This window comes from Sphingomonas sp. BL-S-28 (assembly GCF_055521515.1).
Window position 1 is genome coordinate 169,610 of record NZ_CM145483.1, and the last position, 18,630, is coordinate 188,239.

The following is an 18,630-nucleotide window of genomic DNA, read 5'->3' on the forward strand; positions in this document are numbered from 1 at the left end:
TCACGCCGCCTGTCCGGCCATGGCGGCAGCGATCTGGAGAATGCGTGCGCGGCGCGCGGCAGCCGAGATACCGGCATAGCCGCCTTCGTCGTCTGCAAGGCCCCAGTTGCAGATCGGTCCGTCCGCCAGTCGGGCAAGGCCCAGCGCGGCGACATCCTCTGCAGAGGCGCAGTCGGCGGGGAAGGGCCGGCCCATCCGCTCCATCAGCTCACGATGCGCCGGAGTGTCGGTGCGGCCCATGATCAGGTTCAACACATCCACCCCGTGCGGTTTCAGCTCGGCCCAGAGCGCTTCCCCGAAGACCAGATCGAAAGCCTTGCTGCCGGCATAGGCGGCGATGCCCGGCAGTCCGCCATAGCATGCGCCCGATCCCACCAGCATGATGCCGCCGCGTCCGCGCTCACGCATGGGAGCGGCAAAGCGATGGCAGGCGCGCATCGTGGTCATGACGTTGCGCGCAACCAGCGTCTCCCAGCCCGCCAGTGCCCCGTCCAGGAACGGCGCGCCATAGGGATCGGCGCCGGCGTTGAGGATCAGCAGACCCACTTCGCGCCCGCCAGTCAGATCGATCATGCGATCGGCGGCGTCGTCCTGCGCCAGATCGATGGAGCCGGTGACGCAGGAAACCCCGTGATCGCGTGCAAGTTCGTCGGCCAGATCGCGCAGCGGCGCTTCGCGCCGGGCGATCAGGATCAGGTCGAAGCCCGCCGCCGCCAGTTGGCGGGCGAAGGCCGCGCCGGTTCCTTCCGATGCCCCCGCGACAAGGGCCCAAGGCCCATAGCGTTCCCGCGTGATCGTCATGTCCACTCCCATTTCCGTGCCGGATCGTTGCCGTTCGCCGGGAGGATATCGAAGCACGGGGCCATGCCGCCACTTCAATATGCGGCAGACTGCCATCTCAATATGAGATAGCACCACGGGCATGGAGATCAGACGTCTGCGCTACTTCCTGCGGATCGCCGAGGACGGGTCGCTCACCCGATCATCGGGAATGCTCCGGATCGCCCAATCGGCGCTGACGCGCCAGATGCGGCTGCTGGAGGAGGATTTGGGGGTCAAGCTCTTCGTCCGAACCTCTCGGGGGATGACCCTGACCGAAGATGGCGAGCAACTTCGTGCCGCCGTAGCCGCACCGCTGCGCGAGCTGGAACTGGCGCTGGACGGGATCCGGCGGCCGGGTCAGGGCACGCGGCCCACCGTGGTGATCGGGCTGCCGCCGGGGCTGGCGGACCTGCTTGGTTTGCCGCTGGCGATGGGGCTGGAACGGCGCGTGCCCGATATTGCCGTGCGCATGGTGGAGGGCCCCACGGGCAGCCTGGTCGACTGGCTCAATCGCGGGGTAATCGATCTGGCCCTGCTGGAAGACGCCGCGCGCGACGGCAGGATCGAGGAGTGCCTGCTGCACCAGGAACCGCTGCGGTTGATCGGCCCGCTCGATGCCGCGTTGGCAGCTCCTGTCCGGTTCGAAGATGCGGCGCGGTTGCCATTGATCGTGCCGTCGCATCATCTGGGTATCGGCGGTGCGATAGAGGACGCCGCCGCCGCGCAGGGCCTTGTGCCGAACGTCCACATGCATGTCGATGCGGCACGGTTGACGCAGGACCTTGTGGCGAAAGGGGCGGGCTATGCGATCCTGCCGCGCAGTTATTGTGCGCAGGGAATTACGGAGGGGCGCTTCGGCGGGTGGGATCTGATCGATCCGGAACCGACGATCGGTTTCTATATCGCCTTCCGGCGACACCGCCGAGCGCGAAAGGGTGATTTCGACAGGTTGCAGCAGGCGGTAATGGCCGTCGTCGCATCGCAGTTGCGGCCGGATGATACGGACTCCGGCGGCGCCACCGATGCCAACACAGGCGGTATAGCGCGAAAACCATAACAAGACGGTATGGCATAGTGCAACAGGAGCGCTTCAATCGGCTGACGACGCAACCGATATCGGCACGGAACATCGAAGGAGGCCGTCATGTCGAACGCCATTGCCACTGTATCCCTGCGCGGCACGCTGGAAGAAAAGCTGAAAGCCGCGGCGGATGCCGGGTTCGACAGCGTCGAAATTTTCGAGAACGACCTGATCGGATCGGCCCTGCGCCCTGCAGAGGTGCGTGCGCTGATGACCGATCTGGGCATCGCCTGCTCGCTCTACCAACCGTTCCGCGATTTCGAGGGGATGCCCGGCGACATGCGCCGCCGCGCCATGGAACGGGCAGAGCGCAAGTTCGACCTGATGGGGGAACTCGGCACCGACCGTATCCTCGTCTGCTCCAACTGTTCGCCTCATTCGCTGGGCGACCGCCAGCGCATCGTCGACGATTTCCGCGAGCTGGGCGATCGCGCCGCGAAGCGTGGCATCCTAGTCGGTTACGAGGCGCTGGCATGGGGCCGCCACGTCAACGATCACCGCGATGTCTGGTCGATCGTCAAGGAGGTGGACCACCCGGCCATCGGCATCATCCTCGACAGCTTCCATTCGCTGTCGCGCCGCATTCCCAGCGAGAGCATCCGCGAGATTGCCGGCGACAAGATCGTCTACGTCCAACTGGCCGACGCGCCGCTGCTGGACATGGACTTGCTCTACTGGAGCCGCCACTTCCGCAACCTGCCGGGGCAGGGCGGGCTGGATCTTCCCGGCTATGTCGCCGAAATCCTGCGCACGGGCTATGACGGGCCGCTTTCGCTGGAGATCTTCAACGACCGGTTCCGCTCAACCGCATCGCGTCTGGTGGCGCAGGACGGATATCGATCGCTGGAATATGTGCGCGACGCTGCCCAGCGCCTGTTGGGCGCGGAAACGGTGATGCCCGCGCCGCAGGCCCCGCTGGGCGCCGAATTCGTGGAATTCACCGCGAGTGGGGACGATGTGGCGCGTCTGGGCGAGACGTTTGCCACGCTGGGCTTTGCCGAAGTGGGGCGCCATCGCACCAAGAAGGTGACGCGCTGGCGGCAGGGGCAGGTGAACCTTGTTATCAATGCCGAGGCGAAGGGGTTCGCCCGGTCTTACCGCATCGTTCACGGCACCTCTATCTGTGCGATCGGCGTGCGGGTGAGAGACGTGCAAGCGGTGATGGACCGCGCCGCCGCGCTCGGCATTCGTGCCTACAGCCCCGAAGGACGGCCGGGTCGCATGGCGATGCCGGCGCTGCGCGGCGTGGGCGGAAGCTTGGTCTATCTGGTGGAAGATGACGGCGCGGAAGCTTTGTGGGCGCGTGAATTCGCCGCGCTGCCGGCCGATCCGGCGCTGGAAGGTGGCGAGGTTCACGATGCCGGTGTGTGCAGCATCGATCACCTTGCCGCCGTGGTCCACAATGACGAGTTCCTGTCCTGGCAGCTCTATTGGCGTGCGCTGTTCGGCCTTGAAGGGCGCGATGCGAACGATGTGATCGATCCGTCGGGTCTCGTCCACAGTCAGGCGCTGCAGTCGCCGGGCGGCGGTTTCCGCCTGACGCTCAACGCGTCGGACGCGCGTGAGACGCTGTCTTCGCGCTTCCTTGCACAAGGGCTAGGCGGCGGGTTCCAGCATGTGGCGCTGACGTGCGAGAGCATCATGGCCGCCTCTGCCGAAATGCGTGCGCGAGGGGCTGCACTGCTGGACATTCCGGCGAACTACTATGACGATCTCGCCGCTCGCTTCGGCTTCGATCAGGCAGCGTGCGAAGGCATGGAACAGGCCGGTGTGCTCTATGACGAGGATCTCGCCGGAAACCCTTATCGCCAGCTTTACAGCCGCGCGTTCGACAAGCTGTTCTTCTTCGAATTTGTCGAACGGGGCGGGGATTATGCCGGCTATGGCGCGCCGAATGCGGGGATCAGGCTGGCCGCGCAGAACCGCTTTCGCGGACCGAAAGAGGCGCTCGGTTAGAGCGCCTCTTCTCGATTGGATCACCGATCGGCGGGCAGGCGGATGAAAGAGACGCAGAGCCCTGCAATCACGGCCGGCACCGCGAAGATCGCGAAAATGATCGGCAGCGGCACATGCCATGCCAGCAGCAGGCCGCCCAGCATCGGGCCGATCACGGCGCCGATGCGGCCCACGCCCATCGCCCAGCCCAAACCGGTGCTGCGCACCGCGGGCGGGTAGAAGCTGGTGGCCAGCGGATAGCAGCCGTTGAAGCCGCCTTGGATGAAGGCGCCGATCAGGAACGCTACCAGCAGGGTGGCGACGACAGGCATCGCGATCCCGCCGAAAATGACCAGCGCTGCCGCAGCCAGTACCATGTAGAGAAGGATCAGGCGGCGCAGGTCGATATGCGTTGCGATCAGGCCGATGGACGTGATGCCCACGAACGCCCCGATGTTATACACCGCGCCGGCATAGATCGCCTGCGTGGCGGGCAGGCCGGCCTCTACCGCCAGCTTGGGGATCCAGCTGATCACGAAGTAGAGCGTCATGAAGCCGAAAATCGTGGCCATCCACAGCAGCATCGTGCCGCTGCGGCGGCCTTCGCCCAAGACGCCGCGCAGGCCGACCTCGCCCCGTTCGGCAACGCGGCGCTCGGGCAGGGCGTCCAGCGGCGCGCGGCCGATCGAGACGAGCAGGCGGTTCGCACGTTGCAGTGCATTGGCCGGCTGGCGGGCGATCAGGAAATCGATGGATTCGGGCAGCAGGGCCCAAACCAGAGGCAGAGCAATCGCGCAAAGGATCGCGGCGCCCAGCAGCATTCCCTGCCAGCCATGCGCTTCGATCTGCCGGGCCACGACGAAGCCGGTGATCGTCGCGCCCACAGGATAGCCGGCCTGAAGGAAGCCGACCGCGAAAGTGCGGTGCTTGGCCGGGGCGTATTCCGCAGTCAACGCAGCCATCGTCGCCAGCACGGTGCCGATGCCGATGCCCACTACGAAGCGGGAGACAACCAGTTCGGCGATGTCATGCGCGAATGCCGATCCGAACATGGCCGCCGTCATCATCAAGATTGCGGCGATGATCAGCCGGCGTCGTCCGAAACGGTCCGCCAGAGGGGCGATCAACAACCCGCCGGCAGCCATGCCGGCAAGGCTGGAACTGAACACCACGCCCAGGCTTTCCGGGCTGATCTTCCAGTCCGCCGAGAGAGCCGGGGCAATGTAGGACAGGATCAGCACATCCATGCCGTCCAGCATGTTCAGCACGAAGCAGATCGCCACGACGAGGATTTGCCGCGCGCTCCAGCCATCGGCCGGTGCAACGGCGGATTTCCCGCTTACGGTCACGAAAGGGCGCACGGAAACCGATCCGGCTGCGGAATATGTGGCCATGGTCTTGCCTCTTCCCATGTTCGGCGGCGCTTGGCTGCGCCGGACTCGCTGCCCGCCGCCATTCTGCGGATCACGGGCATTGGAAGGGTGTGGCAAGGGGTAGGGCATTGCCAGTGAGCATGACTGGGTCTCTCATAACCTTATGTTATGCATGTGCGCCAGAGGCGTTCGGCATCTTCTGGCATTACCGGCGCGGTGTTTCCAGACCGCCGTGCCCGAACCACCGCTCCACCGCATCACGAGCACCCGCTTCCTCGGCCCGCCCATCGCAGGCCCAGGCTACGACGCCGTCCGGCCGTACCAGCACTGCGGTGAGGCCCAGGCGATCCTCGGCGTCGGCGGCAAGATAGCGGATTTTCCGAGAGAACGGGGCGACAAGCATGCGAAGCGCCTCGTCATGGCCGAAATCCAGCAGCAGGCCGCGCGCATCGCGCAGATGTTCGTTAAGTCGCCCGCCGTCGTCCAATCGAAAATCGGGCGCACCAAGGCCCACCAGCGCATGATCGCCGCCAAGATCGTATCGCAGCCCGGCGCCGCAGACGCGATCGGCGAAATAGGTGGCCCCGTCCGGTGTATCGATCAGATCGCGGATGATCCCCTCCAACGCGCGCGACGCCGGTGCCGGGCGCATCAGCGCCACTTGCGCGCGCGACCAGTCCAGCACGCGTGCGCCTACCGGGTGGCGTTCGCGCTCATAGCTGTCTAGCAGGCCCGGCGGCGCATGGCCCCGGATCGTCGCGGCCAGCTTCCAGCCCAGGTTCATGGCATCGCCAAGTCCCAGATTCAGCCCCTGTCCGCCCAGTGGGGAGTGGATATGCGCGGCATCGCCCGCCAGCAGGACGTGGCCCTTGCGATAGGCGCCTGCCTGAAAGGCGCGATCGGTCCAGGTGGCGGCCATGGCCAGCGACTCCACGGAAACGTCGACGCCGGAAATCCTGCGCAGCACGGCTTCGATATGCTCGCGGGCGATCGGGCCCTTGCGATGACCGGCGCCGCCATCGAAATCGACCATGCCGATGATGCCTGGATGCGCATAGGTGTACATACCCGTGGCGGTATAGTGGCGGCCGGGGTTTAGCCGGTCCGCATTCGCCAGGTCCGCCTGGATGGAATAGCCGGTGAATTCGGGATCGGTGCCGGCGAACGCGATCCCCGCCGCCTTGCGCACGGTACTGCGCGCGCCGTCGCAACCGACAAGCCAACTTGCCCGGAAGTGCGACGCCCCGGCTTGGACGACGACGCCGTCATTGTCCTGGTCGAAACCCTCGACGCTGCAATCCCGCCGGATTTCCACGCCCAGGGCGATGGCTCTTGCCGTCAGCACGGCTTCCACGCCCGCCATGTCGGCGGCCATGGTGTCGACCGGCGCCGACAGGCGATAGGGCCAGTGTGCCGGGTCGATCCGGTCGCGGTAGAACTGGATGCCTGCGAAATGCCCGGCGGGCCGTCGCGGCTGACGCAGCCAGTGTGCGGCGGCGGGCTCGTCCCGGCCGACGGCGCGGTCCCTGAGGGCCTCCAACATGCCGCGCCGGTCAAAACCGTCGATGGTCGGGACCGAGAGGCCGCGCAGGCCGAATGGCAACGTCTTCATTGGCGAAGTGGCATCCGCACTGCGCTCCAGCACCAGCACGGAGCATCCGCCCAAGCGAAGCTCGGTGGCAAGAAACAGGCCGACCGGGCCGGCGCCGGCAATTATCACGTCGTGGTAAATCGGGGTCATATGCTGCTCCTGCGTCGATGTTCGACCGGAGCGTTCTCCATGCAGGGACCACCACGGGCGAACGATGGAGCGCAATCGCTTGCGCCCGGTGTTCGCCGTGGGGGCCTTGTGCGCGAAGCCAAAGACCAGAGCTTTCGTTACCGAAAGGACTTGGGCTGACCAGACCAAGTCTGCCTTTTCCGACCCCGCCTAGATAGCCGGCGCCTGCCGATATCGCAACGGGGCGCTGAAAAGCGGCTTTGAGTAAGTTAAAATCGCATGGATCTAGGTGCTTGCATCAGGAAGTTCGGAACCATTCGCCACATCGCGCGTTGATTGACGGGGCTCGGTGGGCAAGTTCCCTCACCACAATGCTGACTGAGTTCCTTGACACTGCCTTGGCCCGTTGGGTCCGCGGCGGTTGTCAAGACGACCCAGACTGGCCTCGCGGGGAGGGATAATAGTCCGCGAGGCCGATTTTTTTCGCATCCTGCTGGGCTTCTTCGCCAAACTTGTGGCGCGGTATGAACAATTCGGCGCGCGGCGCATTTCCATTTGCGATGCGCAATGGCTTCGTGGGGTGAGATGAATCTGCAGCAGTGGCTTTCGGTGGCACTCCTCTGCGCGATGATGGGGCTTTTCATTTGGGGGCGCTTTCGCTTCGATGTCACTGCCGTTATCGCCCTGCTTGCCGGCGTCGCGATCGGGTTGGTGCCGCCGGACAAGGCATTCTCCGGCTTTTCGGACGATATCGTCATCATCGTCGCCTCGGCGCTGGTGCTTTCGGCGGCCGTACAGCGTTCCGGTCTGGTGGAGCGGGCGGTAGACAGGATGGGGCACCGCCTGCGCCGCCCGGGCGGGCAGCTTTTCGCGTTGACCACGATCGTGGGCATAGCCTCCGGCCTGATCAAGAACATCGGCGCCCTGGCGATGCTGATGCCGGCCGCATCGCAACTGGCCCGCCGAAGTGAAACCAATCCTTCCCGCTTCTTCATGCCCATGGCCTTCGCCTCCCTGCTTGGCGGCTTGACGACGATGGTCGGGACATCGCCCAATATCATCGTCAGCCGCGTGCGGGAGGATATGACCGGGCACCCTTTCCGGATGTTCGATTATCTGCCCACCGGGCTGGGGCTGCTGATCGTGGGGCTGGCGTTCCTGTATCTGGGTCGCCGACTGCTGCCCGAACGGCAGGCACGGACCACGATGGGAGAGGCGCTGAACATTTCCGCCTATACCACCGAGGCGACCGTTACGGCCGAGGCAACGGTAATCGGCGATACCGTATCCGCTTTCGTTGAGGGGCAGGACGGCGCCATCGAGGTTACGGCCGTGCTGCGCCACGGTCTGCGCGCCGAAGTGCAGCCCGACACGGAAATTGCCGAAGGAGACGTGCTGATCCTGGCGGGCGATCCCGACGCGCTGGAGCGCGCAATCGCCGGAACCGGGCTGGCCCTGCACGAACCGGACGACAGCGAGCCCGTCCACGACGATGTCGGCGTGATCGAGGCGGTGGTGACGGCCGGATCGGCACTGGTCGGGTCGACGGCGGGCCGGTTGATGCTGAAGGAGCGTATGGGCCTGCGCCTGATCGCCGTCGCGCGGGAGGGTGAGCGGCTGCACAACAAGCCCGCCGGCGTGGCGCTGCAGGCAGGCGACATCATCGTGCTTCAGGGCGTGCTGGATGCCATGCCGGGCCAGTTGCGCCAGCTTGGCGTGCTGCCATTGGCCGAACGGCCGATCCGGCTGGGGCGGGAGCGCAAGGGATGGCTTGCGCTGGGCATTCTGGCGGCCGCGATGGTGGCGACTGCAACCGGGCTGGTGCCGGTGGCGCTGGCCTTCTTCGCCGGGGCCGGATTGGTCCTGATCACTGGCGCGCTGCCTGCGGAAGATGCCTATGAAGCGGTGGAATGGCCGATCCTGATCATGCTGGGCGCGTTGATCCCGGTCAGCGAAACGCTGCAGACCACCGGTGCTTCGGACGTTCTGGCGGTGCACCTTGCCCATTTGGCCACGCACCTGCCGCCATGGGGTGCGGTGGCGCTGGTGCTGCTGATCTCCATGGCGGTGACGCCGTTCCTCAACAATGCGGCGACGGTGCTGGTCATGGCGCCGATCGCCGCCGTTTTCGCGCACGATCTGGGCTACCACCCCGATGCCTTCCTGATGGCCACCGCGATCGGCGCGGGCTGCGATTTTCTGACGCCCATCGGCCATCAGTGCAACACGCTGGTGATGGGGCCGGGCGGCTATCGCTTCACCGACTATGCCCGGCTGGGTGCGCCCTTGTCGCTGCTCGTGCTGATCGTGGGGCCGCCGCTGATCATTGCGTGCTGGCCGCTGTAAGGAGGGCGCCTCAGGCTGCGGATCGTCGGGACCGGCTTGCCGAAATCACGTTGCGGGCGATCTCTTCGAACGTTTCGCCGATGATCGGCCGTGCGGCCTCCACATTGCGGCTGATGTAGACCGGAAGCACGCCGGGCGCGTCGAATTCCAGAAACCGCACGGTATCGGCATGGGCCTGCATTGCCGTGAAGCTGTCCACCAGAGCCAGCCCCATGCCATTGGCCACGAACGCCACGGCGGTTTCCGCGAAACGGACGTAAGTGGCTACTTCCAGTTCCTCACCGGCGTCCGCGTACATGTCGGCGATGATCCGGCCGTGCGGCGTGTCTGCCCGGAACGACTGGATGCGCTCGCCCCGGATGTCGGCGACGGCAATCTGCCCGCGCTCCGCCAGGGGATGATCGGCGGGCACGGCGCAAACCATGCGGCCGCTGCCGATGCGGCTGGACAGGACATTGGGATGGTCGATGGGAAACACCGTCAGCGCATAGTCGCCGCGTTGAAGCGCAAGGTAATCGTCCGCCTGCTCCACCGAGAGAATGTCGAACTGGATGGTGAGGCCGGGATAATTGGCAGTGAGGCGAGAGAGCATTTGCGGCACCACCGAATGCCCCAACGAGGGGGAGGCGCCCACGCGGAAGGTCCGGTCGCTACCCTTGGCCAGACGTTGGACGACGTGCTCCAGATCGGCAAAGCCCTTGTAGACGTGCTCGATCTCCTCGAACAGCGCACGGGCCTCCTGCGTGGGCACCAGCCGGCCGCGCGTCCGGTCGAACAGGCGGAAGCGCAGGCGATCCTCCATATGCCCCAACATACGGCTGAGGCCGGGCTGCGAGGTGCCCAGCATCCGCGCGGCACCGCTTACCGTCTTGGTGATCATCACCGCGCGGAAAATCTCGATCTGCCTGATCGTCAGCATGGGCCCGGCTAACACGCGGGACGGGCGCGGGGCAATCTTTGCGACGATGAAGGCCAGAGCGTCAGAGATTGCGCGGGCAGATCAGAGCAGCGGGCTTACCAGCCGCGCAAGGTTTTCGGCGAAACGGGCGGTGCGGGGACGATTGCGCCATTCCGCCAAATCCAGTTCATCGCTTCTGGCGATATAGCCGCGCATCACCTCGTCCAGTTGCGCGACCGGTTCGGCGCCGTACAGCAGCAAGCTGATTTCCGCATTGAGCGCGAAGGAGCGCATGTCGGCATTGCTGGAGCCGACCACGCCGAAAGTCCCATCTATGGCCACGGCCTTCGCGTGCAGCAGGTGCAGGCGAAACCCGTGGATCCGCGCCCCGGATTCCAGCAGTTCCTGATAATAGGATCGCTGCGCGTAGCCCACCAGCCGCTGATCCACCACTTGCGACACGATCAGGTTCACTCGTACGGACCGCGCTACCGCGTTCTTGACGGCTGTCAGCAGGGCCTGATCGGGAATGAGGTAGGGTGAGACGATGGTAATGTCCCGCCGCGCGCGATGGACCAGTTCCACGAGAAGGCGTTCGTAGCCGGCAGTGCCGAAGTCCGGTCCGCTGGGCATCGCCTGGGCAAGCGCCTCTCCCACCGGCGCCGGGATCGGCAGGGATACCAGCCTTTCGGCGGTTTCCAGATACCAGTCGCTGGCGAACATCGCATCGAATGCGGCAACCACCGGACCTTCGACATGGGCCACGAGTTCGTCGTTGACGATGCGCGGCTTGAAGTCCCGGTCGACAATGTTCTGCGATCCGACGAAGGCAATCCGGCCATCGACAAGGCAGAGCTTGCGGTGGTTGCGCAAATCGGATCGCGCATGGTGCAGGGCAGCGAAGTGCACTGGCAGAACCAGCCGCGCGGATACACCGGCATCGCGCAGCATCTTCATGCTCCGCCTGGCCCAGGCGCGCGACCCCAGCGCATCGATCAGCACGTGCACCGCCACGCCCCGCTCCCGGGCGCGGAGCAGTGCCTGCGTCATCGTCTGCCCGGTGCGATCGTCCGCGAAGATATAGGTCTGCAGCCGCACGCTGGTCTGCGCCGCGTCGATGGCGCGGACCATTTCCATGATGGAGCCTTCATAGTCGGCAAGCAGGCGGATCGCATTGCCGGTGCAGGCCGGGAAACCGCCCAGCGTCTCGGCCAGTTGCGCCATTTCCGTGGGCTCTGCGGCGTGGGCGGCCAGTGCCAGCGCGGCCTGTTCACGATAAGGCCGGTCGCTGGCGAAGCGCTGCTGGCGCCAGCCCGGAAACTGCGCTCTGCCGATGAAGTGGTAAAGGAGGACTGCCGGTACTGGCAGGAACAACACCAGCAGCAGCCAACTGCGCGCCGCTTCCGGAGACCGGCGCATCGGCAGCACCGCGACCATCACCAGCCGGATGGCCCATTCCAGCAGCAGGTAATAGAGTGCAAGCCGCTCGGGATCGAACATGGCCGCAGGGTATCGGGCTCTACCCGTAAATGCCAGCGGTTGCGTTCTTAAGGGCGTTAGCGTCCGCGCAAGGGTGCGCGGCTGAGTTCGTTGCCGGCGCGCGTCAGCTTGGACAACAGGCCGACGAAAGTCTCCTGCTCGGCATCGGTGAGCCCGGCCAGGATATCGTCCTGCACCTGATCCACGAAGGGGATTGCCCGGTCCAGCACGGCGCGGCCTTCGCCCGTCAGCGTCAGGATCCGGGCGCGTCGGTCGCTCGGGCTGGTTTCGCGGGCGACAAGGTTTTTCTGGACCAGCCGGTCGATCACCCCGCCCAGTGTCACGCGGTCATAGGCGATCAGGCCGGCCAGCGTCTGCTGATCCAGCCCCGGATGATCGCGCAGGGTCAGCATGGCGGCGAACTGCACCGCCGTCAGATCGATGTCCGCTTCCGCCATACTGGCAGTGAACAGAGCCACCGCGATCTGCTGGAGACGGCGGATCAGGTGGCCGGGCAAGGTTTCGAGGTCACGGTGGCTCATATCCGCACCTAACTGCAAATCTGCGATCGCCTCAAGCCCGCGGGACCGTTCGCACACATCGGCGTGCGTCCGGTCCCGCCGAAAGGCATGATCAGGACTGCGGCATCAGGATTCCGGCGAAGTAGGCCGCCAGTTCGGCATGGGCGCCGAGCGGCAGGACCTGCCCGATGTACTGATCCGGACGGACGACGACCATGCAACCCCGATCGCGATCGATGCCGCGCATGTCGAAGATGTCGCCCGCCTGTGCATCGGCGCAGAACGCCTTTTCGTAATCGCGCAGGCCGAAAGCGCCCTTGCGCGGCCAGAGCAGGCCGGGAAGTTCGTCCATCGAAAGCGACTGGTGCGGCTGCTGGAACACCGCGCGCACGTCGATCGCGGAATCGATATCCGCTCCGGCGGCGCTATGGCGCGCGACGGGGGACGCGGCATCGCCTTCAAGGAAGCGGCAGAGCGTTTCGATCTGCGATCCGGCGGCAAGCCCGTCCTTGCCCGCGAAGAGGTAGATGCGCCAGCGGCCGTCCGCCTCTGCCACATGGCCCAGATGCATCGGCTTGGCATCGGCAAGGCGCACCACCGGGGCGGAGTGGAAACGCATGCCCACCGTGAAACCCTGGGCAAGCCCCTGATGCTCCGCCCCGCCGGTGAGGGCAGAGGGGCGATACTGCGTTGCCGTGCCGGCGGTGAAACGGCCCTGCTTTACGAAATAGCGTTGGAAGGCGGCGGGATCGACGCCGTCCTCGTCTTCCGCGGTCTTCGGCTTGGCGCTGAACATCGCGGCGAATTCGCGGTCGAAATCGATCAGTTCCTTGGCGATGGCCTGACGCTCCGCCGAATAGCTGTGGAGCAGTGCGGGCTCTGCCTGCCCCTGCAGCACGGCCGCCAGCTTCCAGCCGAGGTTGAAGGTATCCTGCATCGATACGTTCATGCCCTGGCCGGCCTTGGGGCTGTGCGTGTGGCAGGCGTCACCGGCGATGAAGACGCGGGGCAGGCGGTCTGCTTCCTCGCCGAAAGGCACATCGTCGAACTTGTCGCACAGGCGCTGGCCGATTTCGTAGACCGACCACCAGGCAACCTGTTTCACATCGAGCACATAGGGCTGCAGAATGCGGCCCGCAGCGGCGACAAGCTGCTCCAAGGAGATGTTCTTCGCGGAAACACGCTCATCCTTGCCCAGCTTGTCCAACTCTATGTAGAGCCGGACCAGATATCCGCCCTCACGCGGGATGATGAGGATATTGCCCTCGTTCGCGGAGTGGATCGCGCTCTTCAGGCGAATGTCCGGAAAATCGCTGTAGGCCAGCACGTCCATGACGCCCCACGCCTGATTGGCGGATTCGCCGCTCAGTTCGCGGCCAATGGCCTTGCGGACCTGGCTGCGCGCGCCGTCGCAGCCGACGACATAGCGCGCGCGCACCGTTTCGGTTGCAGCGTCGCTTTCCGCGCCGACCGGACGCAGGCGAACCGTGACGGGCTCCTGCGGGTCTTGGGGAACCGTCAGGTCGACGATTTCCATGCCATAGTCCGGCACCAGCCGGCTGGGCGAATTGCGCATGGATTCGAGGTAGAAGTCATGCACGCGGGCCTGATTGAGGATCACGTGGGGGAATTCGGACAGGCCTTCCTCGGTATCGCGGATGCGGCCGTGGCGGGCGATCCTGCCGGCTTCGGCATCGTCCGGCTTCCAGAAGGTCGTCTCGTTGACCCAGTATGCCTCACGCGAAACGCGGTCCGCGAAGCCAAAAGCGTTGAACATTTCCATGGTGCGGCAGGCAATGCCGTCCGCCTGGCCGAGTTCCAGCGGCCCCGCCTTGCGTTCGACGATGCGCGTGCGGATCGCCGGGAAGCGGGCAAGCTGGGCGGCGAGCGTGAGGCCGGCAGGGCCGCAGCCGACGATCAGCACATCGACATCGGCGTCGCTGCCGGTCTGCGGGGCGGCCGGGTGGACATCCGGGTCGCCGGTGTGGAATCCGTTCAGGTGAAATTGCATGCCTGCATCCTCTGCGTGCGGCGGCCTCGATGGGGGGAGGGCTGCCTTTGATTCGATATAAGTAGTATACTACGTAAATCGTGAGGTCAACGCGATCAGGACTGTGCCGGTTTCCCAATCGCTTCCGCTGAGCCTATGCTGGCTATCCCGGATTCGTCCGCCCCCAGAACAGTCCCGACAGGAACATGACGCCATGCCCCACCACCTGAAGATCGACTTCGTTTCGGACGTCGTATGCCCGTGGTGCGTGATCGGGTTGGGCGGTCTTGAGCAGGCTCTGCAATCGCTGGAAGGCGTGGTGGAGGCGGAAATCCATTTCCAGCCCTTCGAACTCAATCCCGATATGGGGCCGGACGGGCAGGATATCGGCGAACACATCGCGCAGAAGTACGGCTCCACGCCCGAACAGTCGGCCGCCAATCGTGAGATGATCCGCAAGCGCGCCGACGATGTGGGCTTCACCATGACGATGGCGCCGGGTTCGCGTATCTACAACACGTTCGATGCCCATCGGCTGCTGCATTGGGCGGCTGAAACCGGCGGCCAGCGGGCGCTGAAGATGGCGCTTTTCGAAGCCTATTTCACGCGCGGCGAAAACGTTTCCAGCCGCGATGTGCTGATCGACCTGGTCGGCCGGGCCGGGCTTGACCGGACACGGGCGGCGGAAGTGCTGTCAGGCGGCGAATTCGCCGAAGAGGTTCGCCGCGACGAGGATCTGTGGCGCTCGCGCGGGATCAGCAGCGTGCCGGCGGTGATCGTGAACGACCGCTATCTCATTTCCGGCGGCCAGCCGGCGGAACATTTCGAACAGGCCCTGCGGCAGATCGCGCAGTCCATGGCAGCCTGATCGGATCACACCTCCAGACTGGAAAACCGGCGGGGAAACAGCATCCGCTCCCGCCCGCGCAGCCATCGGTCGACCGGCCGGTCGAACCCGCGATAGGTCACGATCGCGGCGGCCAGCGTAACCAGCAGCATTGCCGCTGCCAGTGCCACGTCGCCAACGGCGCTTTGCCCGGCCCAGCGCGCCATGAAGATGACCATTGGCCGATGGATCAGATAGAGCGCGAAGGATGCCTCCCCCAGCAGTTGCAGGCGCGGATCGCGCAGCAGGCGTGACAGCGCGCCCTTGCCGTGGGCGTAGACCAGCACCAGCGCGGCCATTGGCGGCACGAACACCAGTTGATAGCGAAACACCAACGGCACCCGGAACACCTCGACTGCGACCATCACGGCCGGCACCAGCAGGGTGAGCAGGATTTCCGCTTTGCTGCCGGCCCAGGAACCGCCGAAGCCGTTTTGCCACGCCCGGTAAAGCAGGACGCCCGCCACGAATTCCACCAGCCGGGTTACCGGGAAAACGTAGAACAGCCAGTCGACATAGGGTGAATAGCCGCCGACCCACTGCGCGGCGAAAGCGGCGCCGGCTGCGATCGCGGTGATCCCCACCACGAAGGCACGGGCCAGGACTTTTCGGTCCAGCTTCAACAGCAGGGGAAACAGGGCATAGAAAAACAGTTCGTCGGACAGACTCCAGGACGGTCCGTTCATGGAATAGTGGACCAGCGGGTCGGGCGACCAACTGTGCAGCAGCCCCAGATTGAGCAAGATCGTCCGCATCGGCGGCGGGTCTCCGCGCCAGACCAGATAGGCCAGCACCGCCAGAGCGACCACGATGTGCAGGGGAAATATCCGCGCTGCCCGCCGGTAGAGGTAAACCCCAACCGGTACGTCTCCAGCTGCCAGCGCGCGCTCGTAGGCGTGGGTGAGAATGAAGCCGGAAAGGATGAAGAAAAACGTCACACCACAGGCGCCTTGCCGCAGGAAGAGGTCATAGCTGGCGCGGAGCACGGGGCTGCGGCTCTGCTCCAGAAACACCAGATGCGAAAGCAGCACCAGCAGCGCCGCGAAGAAGCGCAGCGATGTCAGTTGTGCCAGCCGCCTGTGGCCCTCCACCACCTGCATGGAAAGCCCCTTTCAAACCGCCGGCGTCAGCAATTCGAGATAGCGGCTGGCAGAGGCGCGGGTGGTGAATTGCTCCAGCCAGGATTTCGGCACCGGGGCCGGGCGCTTGCGCAGCGTATCCAGCATCGCGCTCGCCAGTTCCTCGGCATCCTCCACTTTGACCAGCCGGCCGAACCGGCCGTTGTCCAGCGCTTCGGCCGGGCCCGAGGGGCAGTCCGTGGCGATCACCGGGGTGCCCAATGCCATTGCCTCTATCACCACGTTGGCCAGGCTCTCGAACCGGGAAGAGAGCACGAAAAGGCTGGCTTTGGCGGTATAGGCATGGGGATTGGGCGCGAAGCCTGGCAGCGCGACATCGTCCGACAGGCCAAGATCCTCAACCAGCCTTGCCAGCATCTCGCGCTCGGTGCCGTCGCCCAGGATCATCAGGCGGCAGCGCATCTGCCGGCGGACTTTGGCGAAAGCGGTGATCAGCGTGCCGAAATCCTTCTGGTGCTCCAGCCGGCCGACGCCGATCACGATGGGCACGTCGGGATCGTGGAACCAGGGATGGTCCACCGGCGCCTGCCCGGATGCGATCAGGCCGTCGCTGACGATGGGATTGTAGATGCAGTTGATGGTTTTCGGATCGATCCGGATCACTTTGGCCAGATCCTGCGCGGTTCCTTTCGACACTGCGACGATCGTGTCGGCCAAGGGATAGAACAGATGCGCCAGCCGGAAGAACCAGAAACGCGATTGCCAAGGCTTGGCCGCGTCCAGATCCACCGAAGGGAAGCAGTGTTCCGTCAGCATCAGGTTGAAGCGGAAACCGGCGATCCAGCGCACCATGATCGCGCAGATATTGGGAAAGCCGAAGCCGGTGCACATCACCGCGCGTGGCCGTGTGCGGCGCAAATAGGCACGCAGCTTGACGATCCGCGCCAGCGCGCCCTTCGCATCCAGCACGACGTAGGGGACATCCTTGGGGATCAGGTCGCGGAAGGGGGACCAGGGATTGTCCATGTCCACCACGATCACCGGCTTGAGGCCGCGCGCCAGGAATTCCTCGGCCAGATTGAAGACCACCCGGTCCACTCCGCCGTTGTACAGCTGCCGGGCATAGAATACGATGTCCGGATTGTCGGTCTTTTCCATGGCGGGCCTTCTGCTCATGTTGCCGGTTGGGGTGAGGGTGCCTGACGCGGCCGGGAAACGCCTTGCAGGATTTCTGCGACGGTGCGCGCCTTTACGGCCCAGTCATGGCCTTCGCGTTCAAGATGATGGCGCCCCGCCCGGCCAAGATCGCGGCGCAGGTCCGGTGAGGTGGCAAGGTGCCGCATCGCCGCCGTCAACCCTTCCACGAAGTCCGCCTGCGACGATGGCGGCACCAGGATCGCGCAGTCGCGGCTGGCATATTGCGCGGCGCCGCCCCAGTCCGTGGCGATCACCGGCACGCCGATGGCCATAGCCTCCATCATCGCGATGCCGCCGCATTCGCGCAGCGATGGCGAGACGAAGGCGCCGGCATCGTGCAGCAGTTCGATATAGCGTTCCAGCCGTACACGGCCGTGGAGGACGACGTTCCGGCTGATGCCTTCGTCCTCGATCAACCGTTCAATTTCCCCGAACAGTTCGCCGTCACCGACAAGGTCCAGCCGCACGTTGCCCGCTCGCGCCAGCGGAGCGAAAGCCTTCACCAGCAGTGAGATGCCCTTCCAATCGACGAAGCGGCCGCAGAAGATGAAGGACATCGGCCCGCGCAGCGCCGGGTCGGAACTACGCGGCTGCCACCGGCCCAGATCGACGGCGCTTTCCATCACTTCGCGGACCTCGCCGGTGGTGTGAATGGGCAGCGCCGCCCGCGTGCGTTTGTTGGCGACCAGCAGCATGGCGGCTTTGCGCTTGCCGGGGATCAGCCGGTGCAGCAGCCCGGTGGCGCTGCGCGATCCGGAGATCGCCAGCCGCACCAGCGGTCCATCCATCCGGCGAAAGGCCGGGGGCAGGTCCATTCCGCCACTCATCGGCCCGATCACCACCGGCGCGCCCAGGTTGTACATCGAACTCACCGCCTTCACGGCGATGGGGGCGGGCTGGAACACCACGTCCACCGCGCCGTCCGCCACGCGGTCGCGCGCCAGCCCGCGCATCCGCATCTGCGTCAGAAGCTGGATCAGCTGGTTGAACACAAGGTCCGCCACGCGGTGCGGGAACAGGCCGCCGACCCGGTGCAGCGCTTTCTGCAGTGCGCTGTCCTTGACGAAGGTGAAGCGCGCGAAGGTGGCCGCGTCCAGTTCGGCCTTCAGCTGTTCGCGCACGCGTTCGTGGCAGATGACGCGAACCTCATGCCCTTGGGCCAGGAAATGCGTGAGGTAGTAATAGGGAAGAATGGTCTCTCCGCTAAGGTTGCGGGAGACGTTTTCCGCGACCATCAGGATGTTGAGCATGGCATGGCCACCATCCGGAAAGTCGGAAGAGGTCGGCATGGCTGTCATGGCAC

14 protein-coding genes are annotated in these 18,630 nt (G+C 65.2%); 4 read left to right on the plus strand and 10 right to left on the minus strand.

The window, feature by feature from the left end:
• Positions 1 to 801: an SDR family NAD(P)-dependent oxidoreductase gene (locus ACZ1JC_RS00790; protein WP_465139805.1), complete on the minus strand. Its 801-nt coding sequence runs from the start codon at positions 799 to 801 to the stop codon at positions 1 to 3.
• A 121-nt stretch (positions 802 to 922) separates the two neighbouring features.
• On the opposite strand from ACZ1JC_RS00790, the gene ACZ1JC_RS00795 reads away from it, so the two are divergent.
• Both ACZ1JC_RS00795 and ACZ1JC_RS00800 read left to right on the plus strand, forming a co-directional pair.
• On the plus strand, positions 923 to 1,879 hold the full coding sequence (locus ACZ1JC_RS00795) for a LysR family transcriptional regulator (RefSeq protein WP_465139804.1): 957 nt from the start codon (positions 923 to 925) through the stop codon (positions 1,877 to 1,879).
• Between the two features lie 87 nt (positions 1,880 to 1,966).
• Complete coding sequence (locus ACZ1JC_RS00800) at positions 1,967 to 3,859, plus strand: bifunctional sugar phosphate isomerase/epimerase/4-hydroxyphenylpyruvate dioxygenase family protein (protein WP_465139803.1); 1,893 nt, start codon at positions 1,967 to 1,969, stop codon at positions 3,857 to 3,859.
• A 20-nt stretch (positions 3,860 to 3,879) separates the two neighbouring features.
• On the opposite strand, the gene ACZ1JC_RS00805 is transcribed toward ACZ1JC_RS00800, so the two are convergent.
• Positions 3,880 to 5,232 (minus strand): MFS transporter, encoded by a 1,353-nt coding sequence (locus tag ACZ1JC_RS00805; protein ID WP_465139802.1) that lies wholly within the window; start codon positions 5,230 to 5,232, stop codon positions 3,880 to 3,882.
• Between the two features lie 184 nt (positions 5,233 to 5,416).
• A complete protein-coding gene (locus ACZ1JC_RS00810; RefSeq protein WP_465139801.1) occupies positions 5,417 to 6,952 on the minus strand; it encodes an FAD-dependent monooxygenase in 1,536 nt (511 codons plus the stop codon).
• A gap of 564 nt (positions 6,953 to 7,516) precedes the next feature.
• Here ACZ1JC_RS00810 and ACZ1JC_RS00815 point away from each other — a divergent pair.
• Positions 7,517 to 9,277, plus strand: a complete 1,761-nt coding sequence (locus ACZ1JC_RS00815) for an SLC13 family permease (protein ID WP_465139800.1) — start codon at positions 7,517 to 7,519, stop codon at positions 9,275 to 9,277.
• Between the two features lie 10 nt (positions 9,278 to 9,287).
• Here ACZ1JC_RS00815 and ACZ1JC_RS00820 read toward each other — a convergent pair whose 3' ends face one another.
• From ACZ1JC_RS00820 to ACZ1JC_RS00835, 4 genes are all read right to left on the minus strand, one after another.
• A complete protein-coding gene (locus ACZ1JC_RS00820) occupies positions 9,288 to 10,196 on the minus strand; it encodes a LysR family transcriptional regulator (protein ID WP_465139799.1) in 909 nt (302 codons plus the stop codon).
• Between the two features lie 81 nt (positions 10,197 to 10,277).
• Positions 10,278 to 11,675, minus strand: a complete 1,398-nt coding sequence (cls, locus tag ACZ1JC_RS00825; protein ID WP_465139798.1) for a cardiolipin synthase — start codon at positions 11,673 to 11,675, stop codon at positions 10,278 to 10,280.
• A gap of 56 nt (positions 11,676 to 11,731) precedes the next feature.
• Positions 11,732 to 12,196 carry a MarR family winged helix-turn-helix transcriptional regulator gene (locus ACZ1JC_RS00830; RefSeq protein ID WP_465139797.1) on the minus strand — a complete coding sequence of 155 codons (465 nt, stop codon included), beginning with the start codon at positions 12,194 to 12,196 and terminating at the stop codon, positions 11,732 to 11,734.
• 91 nt (positions 12,197 to 12,287) lie between these two features.
• A complete protein-coding gene (locus ACZ1JC_RS00835) occupies positions 12,288 to 14,186 on the minus strand; it encodes an FAD-binding monooxygenase (protein ID WP_465139796.1) in 1,899 nt (632 codons plus the stop codon).
• A gap of 193 nt (positions 14,187 to 14,379) precedes the next feature.
• Between ACZ1JC_RS00835 and ACZ1JC_RS00840 the strand changes: the two genes are divergently transcribed.
• Entirely contained in the window at positions 14,380 to 15,033 is a 654-nt protein-coding gene (locus tag ACZ1JC_RS00840; RefSeq protein ID WP_465139795.1) for a DsbA family oxidoreductase, read from the plus strand.
• A 5-nt stretch (positions 15,034 to 15,038) separates the two neighbouring features.
• Here the strand turns inward: ACZ1JC_RS00840 and ACZ1JC_RS00845 are convergent, their stop codons facing one another.
• From ACZ1JC_RS00845 to ACZ1JC_RS00855, 3 genes are read right to left on the minus strand one after another with little or no spacing between them, the layout of a single operon-like run.
• Positions 15,039 to 16,151 (minus strand): acyltransferase family protein, encoded by a 1,113-nt coding sequence (locus tag ACZ1JC_RS00845; protein WP_465139794.1) that lies wholly within the window; start codon positions 16,149 to 16,151, stop codon positions 15,039 to 15,041.
• Positions 16,152 to 16,163: 12 nt separating this feature from the next.
• Positions 16,164 to 17,288 (minus strand): glycosyltransferase, encoded by a 1,125-nt coding sequence (locus ACZ1JC_RS00850; protein ID WP_465139793.1) that lies wholly within the window; start codon positions 17,286 to 17,288, stop codon positions 16,164 to 16,166.
• Positions 17,289 to 17,302: 14 nt separating this feature from the next.
• Positions 17,303 to 18,625 (minus strand): glycosyltransferase family 4 protein, encoded by a 1,323-nt coding sequence (locus tag ACZ1JC_RS00855; RefSeq protein ID WP_465139792.1) that lies wholly within the window; start codon positions 18,623 to 18,625, stop codon positions 17,303 to 17,305.
• Positions 18,626 to 18,630 lie beyond the last annotated feature (5 nt).